The sequence below is a fragment of the Bombella saccharophila genome, assembly GCF_026385475.1.
GTDB classification, from domain to species: domain Bacteria; phylum Pseudomonadota; class Alphaproteobacteria; order Acetobacterales; family Acetobacteraceae; genus Bombella; species Bombella saccharophila.
In genome coordinates, this window is sequence record NZ_JANIDW010000002.1 from 140,935 (window position 1) to 159,372 (window position 18,438).

Sequence of the window (18,438 nt, forward strand, 5' to 3'; positions counted from 1 at the left end):
GGAGATTATTTTAAAAAGGTAACATATTAGGTGTTCTTATGTCTTTCAAAGAGGGTCATCGGCAGGGGGTAGTTGTGCTGATGGGATATAATATGTCCTAAAGGGATAAAGTCCGTTTTGCTTGTTCGTCTTATGGATGAGATATTACTGAGGAGGCCCCCATGGCACGCACTACATATCACCCCGAAACATTAGCCCTGCATGCTGGTTGGCGGGCTGACCCGGTGACGGGGTCTGTCGTGCCGCCTATCCATCAGACGACCTCTTATCAATTTGAGAGCAGCCAACAAGCGGCGGACCGGTTTGCGCTGAAGGATGTGGGGATGATTTATTCCCGCCTGACAAACCCAACAGTTGATGTGTTTGAAAAACGCATGGCCGCGTTAGAGGGGGCGGCAGCGGCTGTAGCGGTGGCGTCTGGTCAGGCGGCATCGGCTGTAGCGGTGCAAAATCTCGCGGAGGCTGGGGATAATATTGTCAGCGGGACAGACTTATATGGGGGGACGTGGAATCTCTTTGCCCATACCCTCAAGATGATGGGTATAGAGGTGCGTTTTGTGGACCCATCTGACCCGGCAGCCTTTGAAGCGGCAAGTGATGAGCGGACGCGGGCATGGTATGTAGAAACTTTGCCGAACCCTAAATTGATTGTCGCTCCCATGGCAGCGATTGCCAAAGCGGGGCGCGCCTTGGGGATCCCTCTGATTGTTGATAATACGGCCGCCCCGTTATTGGCACGTCCCTTAGCGCATGGTGCGGCGATTGTGGTGTATTCGGCGACCAAATATATTGGCGGGCATGGGACCTCTATTGGTGGGTTAGTGATTGATGGTGGGCAGTTTGAATGGGGGCAGCGTCACCCGCTGCTCACACAGCCAGACCCAAGCTATCATGGGGCGGTTTGGACGGAGGCTGCTCGTCCTTTAGGGCCAGTTGCATATGCGCTGCGGGCAAGAGCGGTATTGCTGCGCGATGGTGGGGCGGCTCTTTCGCCCTTTAATGCCTTCCAGCTTTTGCAAGGGGTGGAGACCTTACCACTGCGGATGCCGCGCCATTGCGAGAATGCGCTAAAAGTGGCGCAGTTTTTGCAGGGGCGTCCTGACGTGCAGCGCGTTATCTATCCCGCCTTGCAGGAGGGTGAGGTACGGCAGCGTGCGGAAGCTGTTTTGCAGGGGGGCTTTGGCGGGCTTGTCGGCTTTGAGCTTTCTGGCGGGCGTGAGGCAGGCCAGCGTTTTATTGATGCGTTGGAGCTGTTTTATCATGTCGCCAATATTGGTGATGCGCGGAGCCTTGCGATTCATCCTGCCTCTACAACCCATGCGCAGTTGAGCGAGGCGGAGCAAAAGGCGGCAGGGGTCTCCCCCGGCTATGTGCGGTTGTCGATTGGGTTGGAGCATCCAGAGGATATTTTGGCAGACTTAACGCAGGCTTTGGGACGTGCTGCCGGGTAAGGGGGGATTTCTTGCTTTGTTCCTCTTGGCAAGCGAGGCTTTACAGCGCAGGGTATGTTAGGCTCATGTCATGAGCGCGATAAGAAGAAAGGAAGAATACTATGTCCACACCGGCAAATCGTCTTGCAGCTTTAAATATTGAGCTCCCTGTTGCCGCTGCCCCTGTGGCGAATTACCTCCCCGTTGTGCGGACGGGTAATTTGCTGGTTGTCTCTGGGCAATTGCCGTTAGTGGATGGTAAATTGTTGATTACTGGTAAGCTGGGTGGTGAAGTCTCTAATCAAGCGGGTGTAGCGTGCGCGCGAGCATGTTTTATCAATATCCTGGCTCAGCTTAATACGGCTTTGGGGGGTGACCTCTCCCGTGTGAGGCAGATTGTGCGTCTTGGTGGTTTTATGGCCTGCACGCCTGATTTTACCGATCATGCTGCTGTGATGAATGGGGCTTCTGACCTTGCTGCTGCGGTGTTTGTTGGGGAGGTTGGCCAACATGCCCGCTCGACCGTTGGTGTGCCGAGCTTACCGCTGAATGCCCCGGTAGAAGTTGAAGCGATGTTTGAAGTCGCTTAAAGAGGGCTTCCTTTTGGTATGTGACCCTCCAGAATGATTTGTTGAATTTTAGTGAAAGGATAACTGATTCGATGAGTGATACATTACCTGATCGCCTCTCCATCTACCCTGATAGCCCTTATTATAATGAGGAGATATTGGGCCGCGGCATTGGTGTGCGCTTTAAAGGGGAAGAAAAGACCAATGTTGAGGAATATTGCGTAAGTGAGGGGTGGATTCGTGTCTCTGTAGGGCGGTCTTTAGACCGGCGGGGCCGGCCGATGACGTTAAAGCTGAATGGCCCTGTTGAAGTCTGGTTTAAAGGTGAGGCGGCGTCCTGATTAGCCCCTCTAACGTAAAGGATTAAAGCGTGCCTAAGGCAGACTATATGCCTGTTGAGGATGCTGCACGTGGTGCTGTGGCTGTACCGGCGCGGGCAAGCTTCTGGCTGAGGCGGTTTTTAGCCTTTATTGGCCCCGGCTATATGGTTGCCGTGGGGTATATGGACCCCGGTAATTGGGCTACAGACCTACAAGGTGGGGCACGGTTTGGGTATCGCTTACTATCGGTCATTTTGCTGGCCAATATTATGGCGGTCCTGCTCCAAGCCCTTGCGGCACGGTTGGGGATTGTAACAGGGCGTGACCTTGCCCAAGCCTGCCGCGACTGGTTACCACGTTGGGCAAACATCCCCCTGTGGCTGACTTGTGAAGTCGCCATCATTGCGTGTGATTTAGCCGAGGTTATCGGCACGGCTGTTGCGCTGAACTTATTGTTTGGCCTTTCTATTATGGTCGGGACGTTAATTTCCGTTTTGGATGTTTTTCTCGTCTTATTGCTCATGCAACGTGGGATGCGCGCGCTGGAAGCTTTTGTGATAACCCTTTTGGGGATTATCGCTGTGTGCTTTGGCATACAGCTTGTGGCGGCATCCCCGTCTATTGGGGGGATTTTAAAAGGCTTTGTGCCATCGCCACATATTTTGACGAACCCCGATATGCTGTATGTGGCGATTGGGATTATTGGGGCTACAGTTATGCCTCATAATCTTTATCTCCATTCCTCCTTGGTAAAAAGCCGCTCCTACCCGCGTACGGAGGAAGGGCGGCGGGATGCGCTGCGCTGGGCGACATGGGATAGCACATTGGCTTTAACGCTGGCTTTGTTCATCAATGCTGCGATTTTAATTGTGGCTGCGGCGGCGTTCCATGGCACGAAATATCAAAATGTGGCTGAGATTAGCGATGCGTGGCGTCTGCTTTCGCCCGTGTTGGGCTTTGGGCTGGCCTCGACCTTATTTGCCGTAGCGTTGCTTGCTGCGGGCACAAACTCCACCGTTACGGGGACGTTAGCAGGGCAAATCGTGATGGAAGGCTTTCTTCACTTACGGTTGCCTTATTGGCTGCGGCGACTCATCACCCGTGGCATAGCCGTGTTGCCCGTTATTGTTATTGTCGCTCTTTATGGGCAGGGGAAGGTGGGGGACTTGCTCGTATTGAGTCAGATCGTCCTTTCCATGCAGTTACCCTTTGCGATGATTCCGCTCGTTTGGTTTGTCTCAAGCCGGCGGAAGATGGGGGCGTTTCGTCTTGCGCCTTTATGGGCTGTTTTGGCGTGGCTTGTGGTGCTGGTGATTGTCGGGCTGAATGTAAAATTACTAAGCGATGCCCTGTTTTAGGCACGTGTCGGTAGGTGATGGAAGGCCCGGTCAAACCATGTTAGCCCGTGGCGTGTCCCATCATCTATTGTAATGGCATGCACTCGGCAGATGAGGACGTCATGCGTGCCGATGGCGTGCATATCCTCTATCGTACAATCAAGTGTGGCCAGTGCCCCGTCTAATAAGGGGGAGCCGAGCGGGCCGGGATGCCATGGACCGTGAGCGAAACGTTCTGCCGCGGTGAGTTGGCTATTGGCAAAGGCGTAGGCAAGATCATCATGGCCTTTGCCGAGGATGCTAATCCCAAGGCGTTTATTGCTTAAAAAGGCCTCATGGGAATGATTGGCACGATTTAGGCAGATCAGCACAGTGGGGGGAGCATCTGTGACGCTGGTAATGGCAGAGACTGTTAACCCCTGACGGCCTGCTGGCCCGTCCGTTGTCACTAAGACGACAGGGGAGCCAAGGCGGCTCATAGCGTTGCGAAAGACAGCCTGCATGGGAAAGACTTTCAGGGTAGATTAAATAGGACAAGGGCGGGGCGGATAATGGACTCATTGGGGTTACAATGTAAATGCTGGGGATAAAAAGGGCTTTATCCCCGCACATTTAAGCGGGGATGAGGAAAGGATTTAGTAAGTTAATGTTAGAGAAGATTGGTAATAGGTGGCATCATGTGCGCCAGCTTGGTGCATGGCGTGGGATGTAAGGAAGCGGACGACGTGATGATCCCATGTTAAATGTGGACCAAGGCGTAGGCTGGCAGCCATTTGTGGAGCAATGCCGACGAAAGAATCGCGGTTATAGGCACTATACATCCCAGAGATAAATTGCCGTTGGAAGATGTTACGCCCATAGATGGAGTATGTATCATCCCCTGTGCTGTAACGCCAATAAATAGGTAGTTTGAGCTGGAAGGTCAGATAGTTGGTGGGGGAGAAGCTCGCCTTTGGGGCAAAGTCGATCAAGTTTTGCCCGGTGAGGTAATTGGTGGGGTCCAGATAATTCGTGTTTACGCCGAAGGGTTCGATGTAGGTGTTCACACTGCCTGTTGTCCCGCGTGCGCCACCGCCGGAATAAGCATCGCCCTGCACACCGATGGTGGGATGCCACATAACATGGCGGAAATGGTAATCTACTGTGCCATTCATGGACCACGCATTTACATGGCGGTTCATTTTATCATAATGGTTTGCGGCGTTATAAGATTGATAGAACCGCCCCTGCTGATACGCTCCCCCAAAGGAGAAGCTGATAGGCCCGGCCTCCCCATGCCACCGCATGCCAAAATTATTGCGTTTGGTGTGGCCTAATGCGGAGGCATTATACATCACTGTTTGCTGGGCAGGCCCGCCGTTAAGCTCATAGCCATAATAGAAGATGTTGATGAAGGAATATCCTGCCTCCCCAAGGAAGTGGAAATCCGGCGGCGCATAGGTGATGTTGGCCCCATAAAGGCGGGTTTTATAATCAAGTGTGTCGTGGAAAAGGGAGTTCCCCCCACGGAAGCTATCTGTATGGTTGTTCTTTGTATTGATGAAATAAAAACCATCAAACCGGACGCGGTTCCAATGCTCGTAAATGCGGAACCCATCCCAGCTGAGTGGGACGTTCAGCACATCGCGATTGCCGATCATATAGTCAGGCGCATCAAGGAATTGCTGCCGCCCAAAGATGAAGCCGCCATGTCCTCCAACAGCATTGCCGCTAAGTTCTACAAACGCTTGTTGAAGGTCTAAGTTTTTACGGAAGGTGCCATCATAGCTATAGCCGCGCCACCCACCAGCATCGGCGTTAATAAGTTGGCCAAAGAAGCGTACATGCTGGCCAAAATGGAGGTCCGCACTCCAAAGATTACGGACCGCAAAGCGGCCAGAGTTAAAGGGGCGGGCTTTCATGGAGGTGGTAGGGTCAATCGCCGCACCAAAGACAGGCCGTCTATCGTACCAGTTATTCAGCCGCGTTTCCCCAGCAAGGCTAAGCCAGATGGAGCCGCTATCATTAAGCTTCATGTGCTTATAGCTATCAAAAGGGTCGCCACGGTCACAAAGGCCGGTTTTAGGCTGGCTGATGCTATCCATCCCCGCTGGGGTACCATATTGGGAGACGGGGCCGAAGCCTGTCTCACTCCCATCCCCACGGGCCCAAATGCCATAAGGGTTGGGTTGGGGGGCTTCAGCCGGGCAGCCGCCCGGTGCTGTGTGCATGATGCGGTCGAGAATGCTGCGTTTTGGCTGTGAAGAATCGGTATTAGCGGGAGTTGTGCTGCTTGGTTCAGCACGAGCAGGTGACAGTGTGGTGCCCAGGCCAGCTGTCAGGAGCGTGGTGTAAAGGACGATATGGGGAAAGGGTCTTTTGGGCATCGCTTGGGACCTCGTTATGATTTTTCGGTCCCACAAGATGATTAAAAAGATGTTAGAACATTGATCTAACGCAAAAGAGGTGCAAAGAGGCTCATTAAATAAACCTCTAACAGAGATATGGAGAATCGATTAATAAAAAGAGATGTGGAAAATCCCTTATAATCAGCCGGTTTTTTTAAAAGACGTTCACTGTGCGGTCTCTTTTTTCCCCGGTAAGAGGGCGGGGATAAAGAAAAGTGAGCAGATGAGCGTGCAGGTGAGGGAGAGGAGCAAAAGCCGGCCCATGCTGGCTGTACCTGGATGAATAGAGGCAGCCAAAGAGCCAAAGGCGGAACCAGTTGTCAGGGCAGAGAATAAAACCGCTCGTGCTGTGGGGGAGGAAAGGGGATTATGCAACCCTGCACGCCAGTTCATGACGAAATAGATGTTAAAGGACACTCCGACCCCTAGCAAAAGGGGTAAGGCGATGATGTTCGCGTAATTGAGTTGCTCTGGCACTGTGATGACGAGAATCACCGTGAGGAGTGAGGAGAGGAGCAAGGGCAACAGCACGAGGAGGCTATCGAGCACGCGGCGCAATGTGATGAGTAAAATCAGCGCAATGGCGATAATGGCGCAGATAGCTGCGGTAATAAAGGCGTGTGTGATGGTCTGGGCACTGGCGATAATCTCCAAAGCTGGGCCGGAAATATCAGGGGTGACCGTCTCTAGCTCATTGACGAAGCGATGGAGCGTTTTAGTCTCGGACATCTGCCCTTTGGGGTGAATGACCAAACGATAGGCCCCGTTAGAGGCAATATAGTCGGCACGGATATGGGCCGGGATGCTCTGCATCGTAATGGACGGTGGGGGGACTAGGAGCGTTTTAAGCTGGTTAAGCTCTGCGGGGAGGAAGTGGGTGAGGGCCTCATTGGTGGAGAGCAATGTGGCATCAGGGGCGGTAGAGAGGCGTAAAAGTGCATTATGTAAAGCAGCGAGGGCGGGGGTTAATTTACCGTCTAACCCATCAAAAGAATGAGCGGCTTTAAGGGCTGCTTGGCGGAGTTCCGCGGCGGAAGGGGGCGGGGCTGGGTGGTTAACATCTAAGGTAGGGAGGATGATGTCGCCTGCATCATGGATGAGCTGGATTTTAGCGTCTTGGTCATCGGGGACGAGGGCCCCAAGCCAGAGGACATCATGTACGCTTTCGAGCTTGTTAAAGGCCGCCGCTTGGCGTGCAGCGGTAGCAGTGTCTGGGGTGAGGACTTGGGCATTATACGGGGTTGTGAGGGGGTTTTCCTCCAGCAGATTAAGGGCCTTCATGCCCTCTGTGTCAGGCTTTTTGGTATGGAGGGGGTCGGCATCAAAGCTTAGGCGTGGGATGAGGCAAAGCCCGATAAGGCCGAGCACCCCAAAAATGCTCAGAACAGGGGTGCGATAACGCTGTAAAGCGCGGTCTATCGGCAGGAGAGATGTAAAGCCCGTGCTGCTCGCCCCCGGTTTGGCGTGGAAGGCCATCAGCAAAGCGGGTAGAAGGGTCAGGGTGCAGAAGAAGGCGATGATCATCCCGCCCCCAGCAATAAGCCCTAATTGGGCAACCCCTACAAAATTCGTGGGTGTGAAAGCGAGGAAGCCCGCCGCTGTTGCTAGGGAGGCAACAAAGATTTGCGGGCCACTTTCTTTGCCGGTGCGCTCTAAGGCTGCAAGGGGGGCGAGGGGTTGGTTCTGCTCATCCTTTTGGCAGCGGAAGCGCACACCAAATTGAATGGCGAAATCGACCGCAATCCCAACGAATAAGATGGCAAAGGCGACCGAAATCATATTCAAGGTGCCGACAATTAAGGCTGCAAACCCTGTTGTGAGCAACAAGCCAATGATGAGCGTCAGGAGGATGGGGATAGCAACGCGCAATGTCCGCACGGCAAGGATGAGCCAAAGCGCAACAAGGGCGAAAGAAATGATAAGGCCGATGACCATCCCTTGGGCAACAGTGGAGAACTCCTCATCACTGAGTTTCGCTTCCCCGGTGATGAGCGCATGGGTCCGCCCTGCTTTGACGCTGGGCAGTGTGTTTAAGGCCGCGCGCATGGTTTTTGTGGCGGCCTCTGAGGGCTCGAAGGAGGAGAAATCAGGTCGTGGATGGGTGACGACAAATTGGTAATGCCCGCCAAGGTCGCTCAAACCACCGGAGAGTAATTTCTCCCAAGAGAGGGGGGCGGCTTGGCCTGTCATGCCTTGCTCTAATGTATGGGTTAGGCCATCAAGAGCGGTATTGAAGCTAGCAGGGATGGGTTGGCCAGTTTTAAGGGCTGTTGCCATAAGGCCGAATGTGCCAAAGAGGCCGCGCGCAGAAGGGTCGGCAGCTAAGGTGCCGAGGAATGGTTGTGCGGCGATGATGGAATCGAGCAGGGGTTCTAGCTCTTTTGTATCGATAAAGAGGAAGGCATTACGGGTATAGAAAGGGTCAGCATCAGGTTGGCTGACTTTATCGAAATGCTCATGGTCTTGTGCGAGGATGGCGGCAAGATCGTGCGCTGCCTCGCGCCCTTCTTCAGGCGTAGCGGAGCTGATGATGGCGACGAGGGTGTTCTTCTCGCCGGGGAAAAGTTCTTCTAACTTATGGTTTTTTTGCTTCCAAGGGAGGGTATCGGCAAAGAGCTTATCGGTCTCGGTTGTGATGCCGAGATGGTTAAGGCTAAGCCATGCCGAGCCAGCACATAACAAGGTAAAAATGGTTAATACAAGGGCAACATGACGACCACAAAACGCATTGAGACGGTTTGTCAGCGTGGAAAGCATGGCAGTGTGATCCTCTTTTACCCTTGTGTAATAGGCTGGATATTGTCCCATTCTAGCCTTGTGGATGAAGGCAGTAGTAGCGCGATAGGGCGGGATTTTCCATAGCGTGCTTTTGGCCTTTAAGAGGAAAAGGCCTTTCTCATGTGAGAGGGAAGCAAAAGCAGCCTATAGTGTGGCTTGGCGGGCACAACCTTTCTAGGGCAGAATGAGCGTATGACTTGGACATTAGACGGCATAGCCGAGCATGAAACGATTATTCGCCATAGTGTGTTTCGCGCTATGGCCGCTCCTGTGGAGGATGAAGCCGGAGCGATGGCCTTTCTGGCCCAAGTGGCTGTGCCAGAGGCAACGCATAATTGCTGGGCGTTTCGTGTTGGGGGGCGGTACCGTGTTTATGATGATGGGGAACCCTCTGGCACGGCAGGGCGGCCTATTCTCTCTGCGATAGAAGGGCAGGATTTTGAGGGGGTTATGGTCGTTGTCACCCGCTGGTTTGGGGGGGTGAAGCTTGGGGCTGGGGGGCTGGTGCGGGCCTATGGCGGGGCAGCAGCAGCTTGTTTGCGCGAGGCAGCAAAGAGTGAGTGGGTCGAGCGGGTTCGGCTAGGCTTCCACTGTCCTTTCCCGATTTATGCGGAGGTAGAGGCCAAATTACCGGGATGGCGCGTGGAGGTGCGCGATTGTACTTTTGGTGCGGCAGGGGCCGTGATGGAGCTGGCTGTCCCCGTGCAAGCGCGTGAGGAGGTTGAGGCATGGCTGAGGGACCTCACACGCGGGCAAGAGCCTATCCGTGTATTGGATGATGAGCCGGACTAAGGGGTGTCTTGTTGAGCCGCCTCTTTTTTATCCTCACGTTTTAACTCGTCAGGTGAAGGGCCTTTGGCCTCCGGGGCGGAATAGCGGGGTACGCGGCCATGATGGCCAAAATTGACGATGCGTGCCTCCCGCAGGCCATGATGAGAGACGAGGAAGCGGGCGAGTTGCAACGCAATAGCTGCCCCCATAAAAGGCCCGACAAGATATATCCATATTCCATGGAGGTTATGGGCTAAGGTATCGGGGGCTAAGGTCCGCATAAAATTGGTGCTATTGCCAGAAAAGCCGGAGATAAACGGGTTGGTAATCGCAAAATAAAGTGCGCACATCCATGTAGTAAGATGCTGAAGGCGTGGGCGTGATGCGGTGAAATAAATGACGAGAATCAACCCTGCGGTGGCGATGCCCTCCATCAAAGCGACAAAGCCAAGGCTGTAATGGGAGGCGGGGAAGGTCCCTGCATAATGGATTTGTGTCACAAGAGGCTGCCAGAAGGGCAGGAGGATGCTCAGCCCAAGGCTTGCGAGGAGCGTCCCTGTAAAAGCCCCAATAAGCTGGGCAAATATGTAACCAAGAGCATCTAACCAACGGATTTTCTTGCTTAGGAAGAATGCCAGCGTCACAGAGGGGTTGAGATGCGCCCCGCTGACCTTCCCAAAGGGGGAGAGTGTGGCAATCGTCCCCGCTAGGCCGAAGAAGAGGCCAATAAGGGCAGAGCGAAGAATGGGGTAAGGGGCCAGAAAAGCCGCCACAGGGGAGCCATCGGCGGCTAAAATTGTGGTGACGGTAATGCCAAGAAGCAGCATGATGGCCGTCGCGATGGCCTCCATGGCATAGAGCTTCCAATGGAAGGGTTGGTCTGGGTGGGGTTTGCCTTCTAGGGGGCGGTCTGTCAGCTCTCTGCGGGAAAAGCGAATATGCGGCAGACGAATATGAGGGTAGCGAACATGCCGGGCTGTGTAGGTTTTTTTGCGGTCAGTCATGGGAGAATGAACCCAGTGTTAAGACAAGATCATATTGTGGTGGCCATTAGTGTTTCGGGAAGATTGGGGAAAGGTCAAGGGCTGTAAGAGGTTTTTAATGTTTCCCGATTTCATGACCCCGCAGCGGGGGAGAAGCGGCGGACAAGGTCGCTGAGATGGCCTGTTTCGGCAATGGTGAGGGTGGCTGGACCTTTGGGGCGGGCTGTGGCTGTACCTACATGGCGCGGTATGACAGCTTGTTTGAAGCCGAGTTTGGAGATTTCTTTCAGCCGGACTGCTGTTTGGCTGACCTGCCGCACTTCGCCAGAGAGGCCAATCTCCCCAAAATAAGCCTCATGCGGGGCGGTTGGTTGGCCTGTTGCGGCAGAGATGAGGGCTGCTGCAACGGCGAGGTCGGCAGCGGGCTCGTTAATCTTCAGCCCGCCTGTGATGTTGAGATGGACGTCCATACTCCCAAGTTTTAACCCGCAGCGTGCCTCTAACACAGCGAGAATCATACTCAGGCGGGAGCTATCCCAGCCCAGCACGGCCCGCCGTGGGGCCCCATCGCTGCTTTTGGCGGAGAGAAGGACTTGTACCTCCAGCAAAATAGGGCGTGTGCCTTCTAACCCAGCAAAGACAGCAGAGCCTGCGATATTGCCATGCCGCTCCGCAAGGAAAAGGGCGGAGGGGTTGGGGACTTCCCGCAAGCCTGTATCGGTCATGGCGAATACGCCGATTTCATCCGTTGCACCAAAGCGGTTTTTAGCCGCACGGAGAATACGGAATTGATGGCCGCGATCGCCCTCAAAATACAGCACCGCATCAACCATATGTTCCAAAACGCGCGGGCCGGCTAAGGCTCCCTCTTTTGTCACATGCCCAATGAGGATGAGGGCAAAGCCAAGCGTTTTAGCAAGGCGGATAAGCTCAAAAGCACAATTACGCACTTGGGAGACCGAGCCGGGCGCGCTGGCGACACTCTCTAGCCACATGGTTTGGATGGAGTCGATGACTACGACATGGAGGCTGCGATTCTCCTCCAAGGTTGTGGCGATGTCATTGACATTGATAGAGGCTGCAAGGTCTAGCTGGTCTAGGGCTTTAGGGTCTTTATCCAGCTCTAACCGTTGGGCACGGAGGCGGATTTGGTCTATTGCCTCCTCCCCGGAGACATAAAGAACATTATGGTGCGCTTTGGCTAAAGCGCAGGTCATTTGGAGCATGAGGGTGGATTTGCCAATGCCGGGGTCCCCCCCCACCAGCACGACCGAGCCGGGGACAAGCCCACCACCAAGGACGCGGTTTAATTCTGCCATGCTGGTATTAAGGCGCGGTGGGGGCGTTGCTGTGCCATCAAGCCGCGTGGTTTTTAGCCCCGTACCGCGTTTGCCTGGTTGGGCTTTGCTGGGGGTTGGGGTGAGGGTTTCTTCCTCTAGGCTATTCCATTCCCCGCATTGGTCGCATCGGCCTGTCCATTTTGGATAACGGGCATGGCAATTTTGGCAGATAAAGATGCTGGTGGGCTTTTTGGCCATATTAGCCCCCTATTGCTGGTTGGTCCGTCATCGTGGTGGTGATGGGGCCTTCCCGCCGCCCATGCGTGAATTGGTCAACAATCGGGTGGCCACTATTCATGAGGTCCGAGGCGGGGCCTTGCCAGATAATCTTTCCTCCATACAGCATGGCGGCATGGTCCCCAATGCGGCGGGCGGAGGTCATATCATGGGTGATGGTTAGGGCTGTGGAGCCTCGTTGGGTCACACAATCGCTGATTAAACCATCAATCACGGCGGACATGATGGGGTCTAGCCCTGTGGTGGGTTCATCAAAAAAGAGAATATCAGGCTGTCCTGCTAAGGCACGAGCAAGACCAACGCGCTTTTGCATCCCGCCGGAGAGTTCTGCCGGGTTGAGGGGGGCGACATTGGGGCCAAGACCGACTTGAGCTAGGAGGTGGAAGGCCTCTTGCTCCAACTCTGTACGGTGGGGGAGGGCAGTACGGCCATGACGTTTGGCTTTGAGGCCAAAGAGGATATTTTCCATCACACTCATACTATCAAAGAGCGCAGCGTTTTGGAAAAGCATCCCAATGCGTCTTAGCAGCGCATCGCGGCGTTTGGTGGAAGCCCGGAGGATGTCCTCGCCATCAATCTCGATGATGCCTTCATCAGGCTCAATCAAGCCGAGGATGCAGCGCAGCATGAGGGATTTCCCGTTGCCAGAGCCGCCAATAATGACGGTAGAGGCCCCAGCGGGGATGTCTAGGTCAATCCCATTGAGAATGGTGCGGTTGCCGAAGGATTTCTTTAAGCCACGGATGCGGATGCAAGGCTGTTGGGTCATCATGTCCTGTCGGGGCGGGGGTGAGGTAAGGCGCGTCATGCGGTGAAAAAGAGGTCGGTTAAGAGGTAATCAAAAGCGAGGATGAGGATAGAGGCTGCCACAACCGTTGCGGTTGCAGCCCGGCCCACACCTTCTGCCCCGCCGCGGCTATTATACCCCTCGTAGCAGCCCAGCAGAGCGATGAGAAACCCAAAGACAGCCGCTTTTAAAAGCCCGACTAAGACATCATGCGCATGGAGGGCATTATAGGCTGTGTTGATAAAGAGAGCCGGGCTGAAATCCAGCTTGCCTACAGCGACAATAAACCCGCCAGAGACGCCTAAAATATCGGCAATCAATACAAGGAAGGGCAGAGCCAACAAGCCTGCGAGCAAGCGGGGTGTGACGAGATATTTGATAGGGTTTGTTGCTAATGTGCTGAGGGCATCTATTTGGTCGGTAACGCGCATCGCCCCGATTTGGGCGGCAATGGCGGCCCCGATGCGCCCAGCAACCATAAGCCCCGCTAAGACTGGACCCAACTCCCGCGTGATGGAGAGGACGACGATCCCCGCAATGGCGTTTTGAGCATGATATTGGCTAAAGCCACTATAAGATTGCAGCGCAATAACCGCACCGGAGAAAATTGCCGTTAAGGCCACAACAGGGAGGGAGAGAAAGCCAATCTCTAACAAACAGGAGAGGATAATCCGCCCATAAAAAGGTGGACGAAACGCCCCAGCGAGGCCACGCAGAGCAAATAAGCTCAAGGCCCCAGCATGGTGCAATGCTTTTAAAATATAACGCCCAAGGAAGATGAAAGGGAGGGTGAATAGTCTCACAAAATTGCCTCTATATTATGCCGGTCTTGAGGAGGCGGCGGGTCATTTCGCTATTTGCCCTTGTGGCGTTGGTGTTGGTGTCGCCTGTGGGGCTGTTTGTGGTTGTGTGCCGTTATCAGCCGGTGTTGTAGGGGGTGTTGTTTTTGGCTGTGTCTGTGTGGTGGAAGGGCTGGCCTCATGGGGAGGGTTTTGTATTTTGGGCTTTGTGGTAGGGGTTACGTGCGGTAGAGCCGGGTTATCTAACCCTTGTGCTTGGCCATCGGGCTGTAGTGTTGGTGTTGGTTTGGGAGATGGTTGTGTTGCAGGCTCTGCCGGTGTGGTGTGGGAGATGTGTTTTGTTCCCCCATCTTGCACAGTGCCCGTTACTTTATTGAGAGTAACATGAGCGGCATCATTCGTTATAATATTGGCATTATTGACAGTCGCCATGATGGAGGCTTCCGCCTGTTGAGAGCCTGTCAGCGTTACGTTATCAATTTGTCCCTGCGTGATGGAAAGCTGGCTATTATCGGAGAGCTGGGCCGATAAGGCCGAGAGGAGCGCGTTATTAATATCCAGCCGCGCAGCCCCCGTAGCGTTGATTTGCGCGGCACGAGCAAGCTGGAAAATATGGGCCTGCGTCGTGCCAGAGATGGAGAGGTCTAGGGATTCGACATGATCAACATCCAGGGAGGCATCATCTAGATTGCTCTCCAGCGTTGTGAGAGTCCCGCTGATGGTAATGTGCGCTTGAGGGCTGTCATGGAGGGTAAGAGCCGTATCACCAGAGAGGCGCAAGGCCATAACCCCGCCTTTTTGGCAGGCCTTGAGTGCAATATGGAGGTGGCTTTCTGTCCCATCTTTAACGGTTTGGATGGCAGGGGAGAGGCCAGAAGCCGTCTCTAATACCATGCTGTTTTTAAGAGAGGGGTCCACCTTGATATGCACTTGCGCACAAGGGACGCTGAGGTCCAGCTCATCAGCACGGAGAACGGTATGGGTCGCTTCTGTTGCAAAGCTGTTAGCGGCAAAGAGGCCACCGCCCAGCACAGCCCCAACGCAAAGAGCGCGTTTTAGGAACAGAGATAAACAAACCCGGACGTTATGCGTACTCACACAGGGACTCCCGATTGGTAAAATAGCGGCACCGGCCACTTAAAATAGCTGAGCAGATGATAGGGCAATATAGGCCTATCCGTCACCTTTTATCCTGCTGTATTATAAGCAGCCCTTTTGTATGAAGATAGCCTCGTTTAAAAAAGATGTAAGATTTGCCCGTGAGACCCCTGCGCGATAGGGGTCATCGTGGCTCCTCCGCTATTTTATAGCCAAGCCCGTGATAGTTGAATCCCACTTTTTGCCAGTCATTTTGCTGCCATATCTGCCGATAATCCACAATGAGCCTCCCTTTCATGGTGGGGGCAATATCGGCAGGGCTAAGGGCTGCAAACTCTGGCCATTCTGTTAGGATAAGCAGCATATCGGCTCCCTCTGCGGCGTGGAGGGCGTTACGCGCGTAGCTGATATCGTGGGGGAGGAGCGGGCGTGCGGCGTTCATCGCCTGGGGGTCATAAACGCGGAGTGTTGCGCCAGCTTCATGCAATAAAGGGAGGATGGTTAAAGCGGGGGCTTGGCGTATATCATCAGTATGGGCCTTAAAGCTTAGGCCAAGCACGGCGATTGTGTAATGGGTGATGTTATGGCCTGCGAGGGCGATGATGCGCTCTGCAAGGCGGCGTTTGCGGGCCTCATTAGCGGCGATGGTGGTCTCGATAAGCTGAGTGGGGGTCCCTGCTTGGCGGGCTGATGTGGCCAAAGCTTGCGTATCTTTGGGAAAGCACGAGCCTCCATAGCCGGGCCCTGGTGTTAAAAAAGCAGGACCAATGCGGGGGTCTAGCCCCATGCCGCGTGTTACATCGGCAATATGACCACCTGTGGCTTCGCATAGATCAGCCATTTCATTAGCGAAGGTCACCTTCATCGCGAGGAAGGCATTGGCCGCATATTTTGTGAGTTCTGCACTTTCAATGCCCATAAAAATGAGGCGATTTTGCGGGGTGTGTAAGGGGGCGTAGAGGGCCTCTAGCAGGGTACGGGCATGGGAGGCGGTTTGTGCCTCATCTTCTAACCCGATGATGACGCGGTCAGGCTGCATGAAGTCGTTAATCGCATGGCCCTCGCGGAGGAATTCTGGGTTGGAGGCGATATGAAACGTAAGGTCAGGTCGGGTGGTGCGGAGGATATGCGCGACTTGCCGCCCTGTTCCCACTGGCACGGTGGATTTGGTGACGACAAGTAGATTATCGGGCGCATGAGCTGCAATCATGCGCGCTGCGGCATAGACATAGCTTAAATCAGCATGGCCACTCCCCCGCCGTGTGGGGGTGCCCACGGCAATAAACACCGCCTGACTGTCGCGCAGGGGCGGGGCTAAATCCTGCGTGAAGGTGAGCCGCCCGGCTTGTTGCTGTTGGGTAATGAGGGCCTCTAACCCCGGCTCATAAAGTGGGACTTGCCCAGCTTGGAGACAGTCTAGCCGTTGGGTGTCACGCTCTATGATGGTTACATTCGCCCCAAAGGCCGCCAAACACGCCCCTGATACAAGCCCGACATACCCGCCGCCAATCATGGTAATGTGCATGGGGGCCTCCTGCTTGTGGGATTGTGAGTAAGAATGGGTACGCCGTTAGGTTTTGTCAGTTGTAAGCCATGCTGGCTAGAGGGATTTTGCACGCTCCCTAGTTAAAAGGTTGGTAGCGAAGGGACATAAAGACCATATCGGCATCGCTTTTGGGTTTGCCGCCAAGGCCGGAGAAGGCTTGTACATGGGTGTGCGAATATTGCCCGCCGACAAGGAGTGTGCCGTAATCACCCTTGGCGGCCGTGTACCAAAAGCCCCCTGTTGCTTGGGCGACTGTGTGGATATTGCCTGAGGCGGCGCAGTTTGTTGCGAGTTCGGTAGAGCAGCCGCGCATGTCAAAGTTGCGATTGCCATAGCCGTAATGGTTGCTGCCTTCATCAAAAGCACGGCGGCTTAGGACGCTCTCCGCCCCAGCATAGGAGTAGAGCTTGAGGTTCTTCATAGGGTTGCCATAAAGGCCGAGGAGGATGTTGGCCTCTGGCAAGGCGGTTACACCACCTGTACGGTTATAGGTATAATCGGGCATATTGGTTGAGCCATAACGGCCCAGCCCTGTCCCGACTAAGCCAGAAGCTTGGAAATAGAGTTTTTTATCAATAAGAGGTAGGACCATCCCCCCACCACCGCCCCCGGCGATTGTGGTGTGGTTGGAGCCAGAGCCAACCGTGCTATTGCGGTCTCGGAAGAAGCGCATCACCCCTGTGAGTTCATAATGCCCCCAACCGGGGTCAGCTGCGACTTTGGCAATAAGGTCTGGCGCGGGGTCGCTGGTATAATAGGTGGAAGGGTTGTTGACATTTGTACCGGTGAGGCGGTCAGTCGTGGTGCAATGATGAGCCGCTGTGGAGCAAGGTGAGACACCAGCGGGGACAGAGCTTGGATTTTCAATGGAGAGACCAGCGGCGTAGCGTTCATGCGGACCAAAGGTTTTTACAACGCGGAATTGGGCGTTACGCGTCCAATTAAAGGCAGGGACATATTGGGCTTCGATCACCATAGGGGTTTGTTCATCACGGGCGAACATGCCTTTGTTAAAGAGTGTGATGAGCGACCAGCTTTGCCCGCCGAGGATGTACCAGCCATCAGCACTATCTTTTAGCTCCCCATACACAACGCGGGCACGCAGAACGTAAGAGTTGGATTGCCGCGAGTTGGAGGATGACCCCGCCCCTTGGAAGTCCGTCTCCACATACGCATCAGCTTCAAGCTTTTTGGTAAGCATCCCCTCCACCAAGGCAGCGAGACGGCTTTGCCGCTCTGTTTGGTGGAACTCGCTCATATGCGATGTAGGCTGGTTATGCCAAGGGATGGCATTATACGCACTGGCAATATCAGCTGCACTATTGCGGGACCGCCAAACCCCGGCGGCCTCCAAATACCCGCCTAATGTGAGACGAACACCACCAATTTGTAATTGCCCCCGGCGCAGTGGGCTATAGAGGTCTGGGTGAGCAGGAGGGATAGCGGTCAGCTCCCCATAGGGAGTGCTGGCTGTGCGCGATGGTGTGATGATGGCGGAGGAGGCAAGGCCAAAAACATCATCATGGCCAGTCCCATTATGGGCGGCGACCCCGTAAGGGCCGGTTGTGTTCTGCCCAAGGAGATGCGCACGAGAGGCGTAAGGGTCAGCCTCGATTAATTCTCGCTGGCGGGCTAGCTCGGCACGGATACGCCGATTCTCCGCTGCTTGTTTTTGCTTCATAGTGTTAAGTTGGGCCTGCATGGCATGTATCTGCTGCTCCATTAGTGCAATGGCATCATTGGTGCCTGTGGCATGAGCAGATGATATAGCATTAGGGATAATATATGACAGAAATGTTACTGTCATAAAACTGTAATAAAGAGAATATATATTACGACTATTCCCAGAATTCACGAGATTTTCCTCTTGTGATCATCATATATTGTGAGTTTTTGCTTATTTTTGTCTAATTTAAAAGTCTTTTCTGCTCTTTTATGCACATTTTTATTGTTTGTCGTGCTGGTGCGGTTATAACGGCAAGGTATGCTAATTAAAGCAGTTTCGAGGGTTATATGCGTCTGACCATCAACTTCCTGCCACGTTTGGGAGTGTGT

At 54.0% G+C, this 18,438-nt stretch carries 15 protein-coding genes; 5 read left to right on the forward strand and 10 right to left on the reverse strand.

What is annotated here, in order from left to right:
* The first annotated feature begins 161 nt into the window (after positions 1-161).
* The 4 genes from NQF64_RS04975 (at position 162) to NQF64_RS04990 (ending at position 3,677) form a co-directional block, all read left to right on the forward strand.
* Complete coding sequence (locus NQF64_RS04975; protein WP_266106683.1) at positions 162-1,451, forward strand: O-acetylhomoserine aminocarboxypropyltransferase/cysteine synthase family protein; 1,290 nt, start codon at positions 162-164, stop codon at positions 1,449-1,451.
* Positions 1,452-1,552: 101 nt separating this feature from the next.
* The gene (locus tag NQF64_RS04980) at positions 1,553-2,020 is read left to right on the forward strand and encodes a RidA family protein (RefSeq protein WP_266106684.1); all 468 of its coding nucleotides are present in this window, start codon (positions 1,553-1,555) and stop codon (positions 2,018-2,020) included.
* 71 nt (positions 2,021-2,091) lie between these two features.
* On the forward strand, positions 2,092-2,340 hold the full coding sequence (locus NQF64_RS04985) for a DUF3297 family protein (protein ID WP_099026547.1): 249 nt from the start codon (positions 2,092-2,094) through the stop codon (positions 2,338-2,340).
* A gap of 47 nt (positions 2,341-2,387) precedes the next feature.
* The gene (locus NQF64_RS04990) at positions 2,388-3,677 is read left to right on the forward strand and encodes an Nramp family divalent metal transporter (RefSeq protein ID WP_099026546.1); all 1,290 of its coding nucleotides are present in this window, start codon (positions 2,388-2,390) and stop codon (positions 3,675-3,677) included.
* Here NQF64_RS04990 and NQF64_RS04995 read toward each other — a convergent pair.
* The 3 genes from NQF64_RS04995 to NQF64_RS05005 all read right to left on the reverse strand — a co-directional run bounded on the left by NQF64_RS04995 (position 3,674) and on the right by NQF64_RS05005 (position 8,800).
* Positions 3,674-4,159 carry a flavin reductase gene (locus NQF64_RS04995; RefSeq protein ID WP_099026545.1) on the reverse strand — a complete coding sequence of 162 codons (486 nt, stop codon included), beginning with the start codon at positions 4,157-4,159 and terminating at the stop codon, positions 3,674-3,676. The two genes, NQF64_RS04990 and NQF64_RS04995, sit on opposite strands and share 4 nt — an antisense overlap.
* Positions 4,160-4,291: 132 nt before the next feature.
* A complete protein-coding gene (locus NQF64_RS05000) occupies positions 4,292-6,022 on the reverse strand; it encodes an alginate export family protein (RefSeq protein ID WP_099026544.1) in 1,731 nt (576 codons plus the stop codon).
* Between the two features lie 186 nt (positions 6,023-6,208).
* Positions 6,209-8,800: an MMPL family transporter gene (locus NQF64_RS05005; RefSeq protein WP_266106685.1), complete on the reverse strand. Its 2,592-nt coding sequence runs from the start codon at positions 8,798-8,800 to the stop codon at positions 6,209-6,211.
* Between the two features lie 213 nt (positions 8,801-9,013).
* Between NQF64_RS05005 and NQF64_RS05010 the strand changes: the two genes are divergently transcribed.
* Positions 9,014-9,613, forward strand: a complete 600-nt coding sequence (locus NQF64_RS05010; protein WP_099026706.1) for an IMPACT family protein — start codon at positions 9,014-9,016, stop codon at positions 9,611-9,613.
* On the opposite strand, the gene NQF64_RS05015 is transcribed toward NQF64_RS05010, so the two are convergent.
* From NQF64_RS05015 to NQF64_RS05045, 7 genes are all read right to left on the reverse strand, one after another.
* On the reverse strand, positions 9,610-10,596 hold the full coding sequence (locus NQF64_RS05015; protein ID WP_266106686.1) for an MIP/aquaporin family protein: 987 nt from the start codon (positions 10,594-10,596) through the stop codon (positions 9,610-9,612). The two genes, NQF64_RS05010 and NQF64_RS05015, sit on opposite strands and share 4 nt — an antisense overlap.
* 110 nt (positions 10,597-10,706) lie before the next feature.
* A complete protein-coding gene (radA, locus tag NQF64_RS05020; RefSeq protein ID WP_266106687.1) occupies positions 10,707-12,113 on the reverse strand; it encodes a DNA repair protein RadA in 1,407 nt (468 codons plus the stop codon).
* A gap of 1 nt (position 12,114) precedes the next feature.
* Entirely contained in the window at positions 12,115-12,924 is an 810-nt protein-coding gene (locus NQF64_RS05025) for an ABC transporter ATP-binding protein (RefSeq protein ID WP_266106688.1), read from the reverse strand.
* A gap of 32 nt (positions 12,925-12,956) precedes the next feature.
* Entirely contained in the window at positions 12,957-13,742 is a 786-nt protein-coding gene (locus tag NQF64_RS05030) for an MlaE family ABC transporter permease (protein ID WP_099026541.1), read from the reverse strand.
* A 42-nt stretch (positions 13,743-13,784) separates the two neighbouring features.
* Positions 13,785-14,837: a hypothetical protein gene (locus NQF64_RS05035; RefSeq protein ID WP_266106689.1), complete on the reverse strand. Its 1,053-nt coding sequence runs from the start codon at positions 14,835-14,837 to the stop codon at positions 13,785-13,787.
* Positions 14,838-15,021: 184 nt separating this feature from the next.
* On the reverse strand, positions 15,022-16,362 hold the full coding sequence (locus NQF64_RS05040; protein WP_266106690.1) for a UDP-glucose dehydrogenase family protein: 1,341 nt from the start codon (positions 16,360-16,362) through the stop codon (positions 15,022-15,024).
* A 97-nt stretch (positions 16,363-16,459) separates the two neighbouring features.
* Positions 16,460-18,190 carry a hypothetical protein gene (locus tag NQF64_RS05045; protein ID WP_266106691.1) on the reverse strand — a complete coding sequence of 577 codons (1,731 nt, stop codon included), beginning with the start codon at positions 18,188-18,190 and terminating at the stop codon, positions 16,460-16,462.
* Positions 18,191-18,438 lie beyond the last annotated feature (248 nt).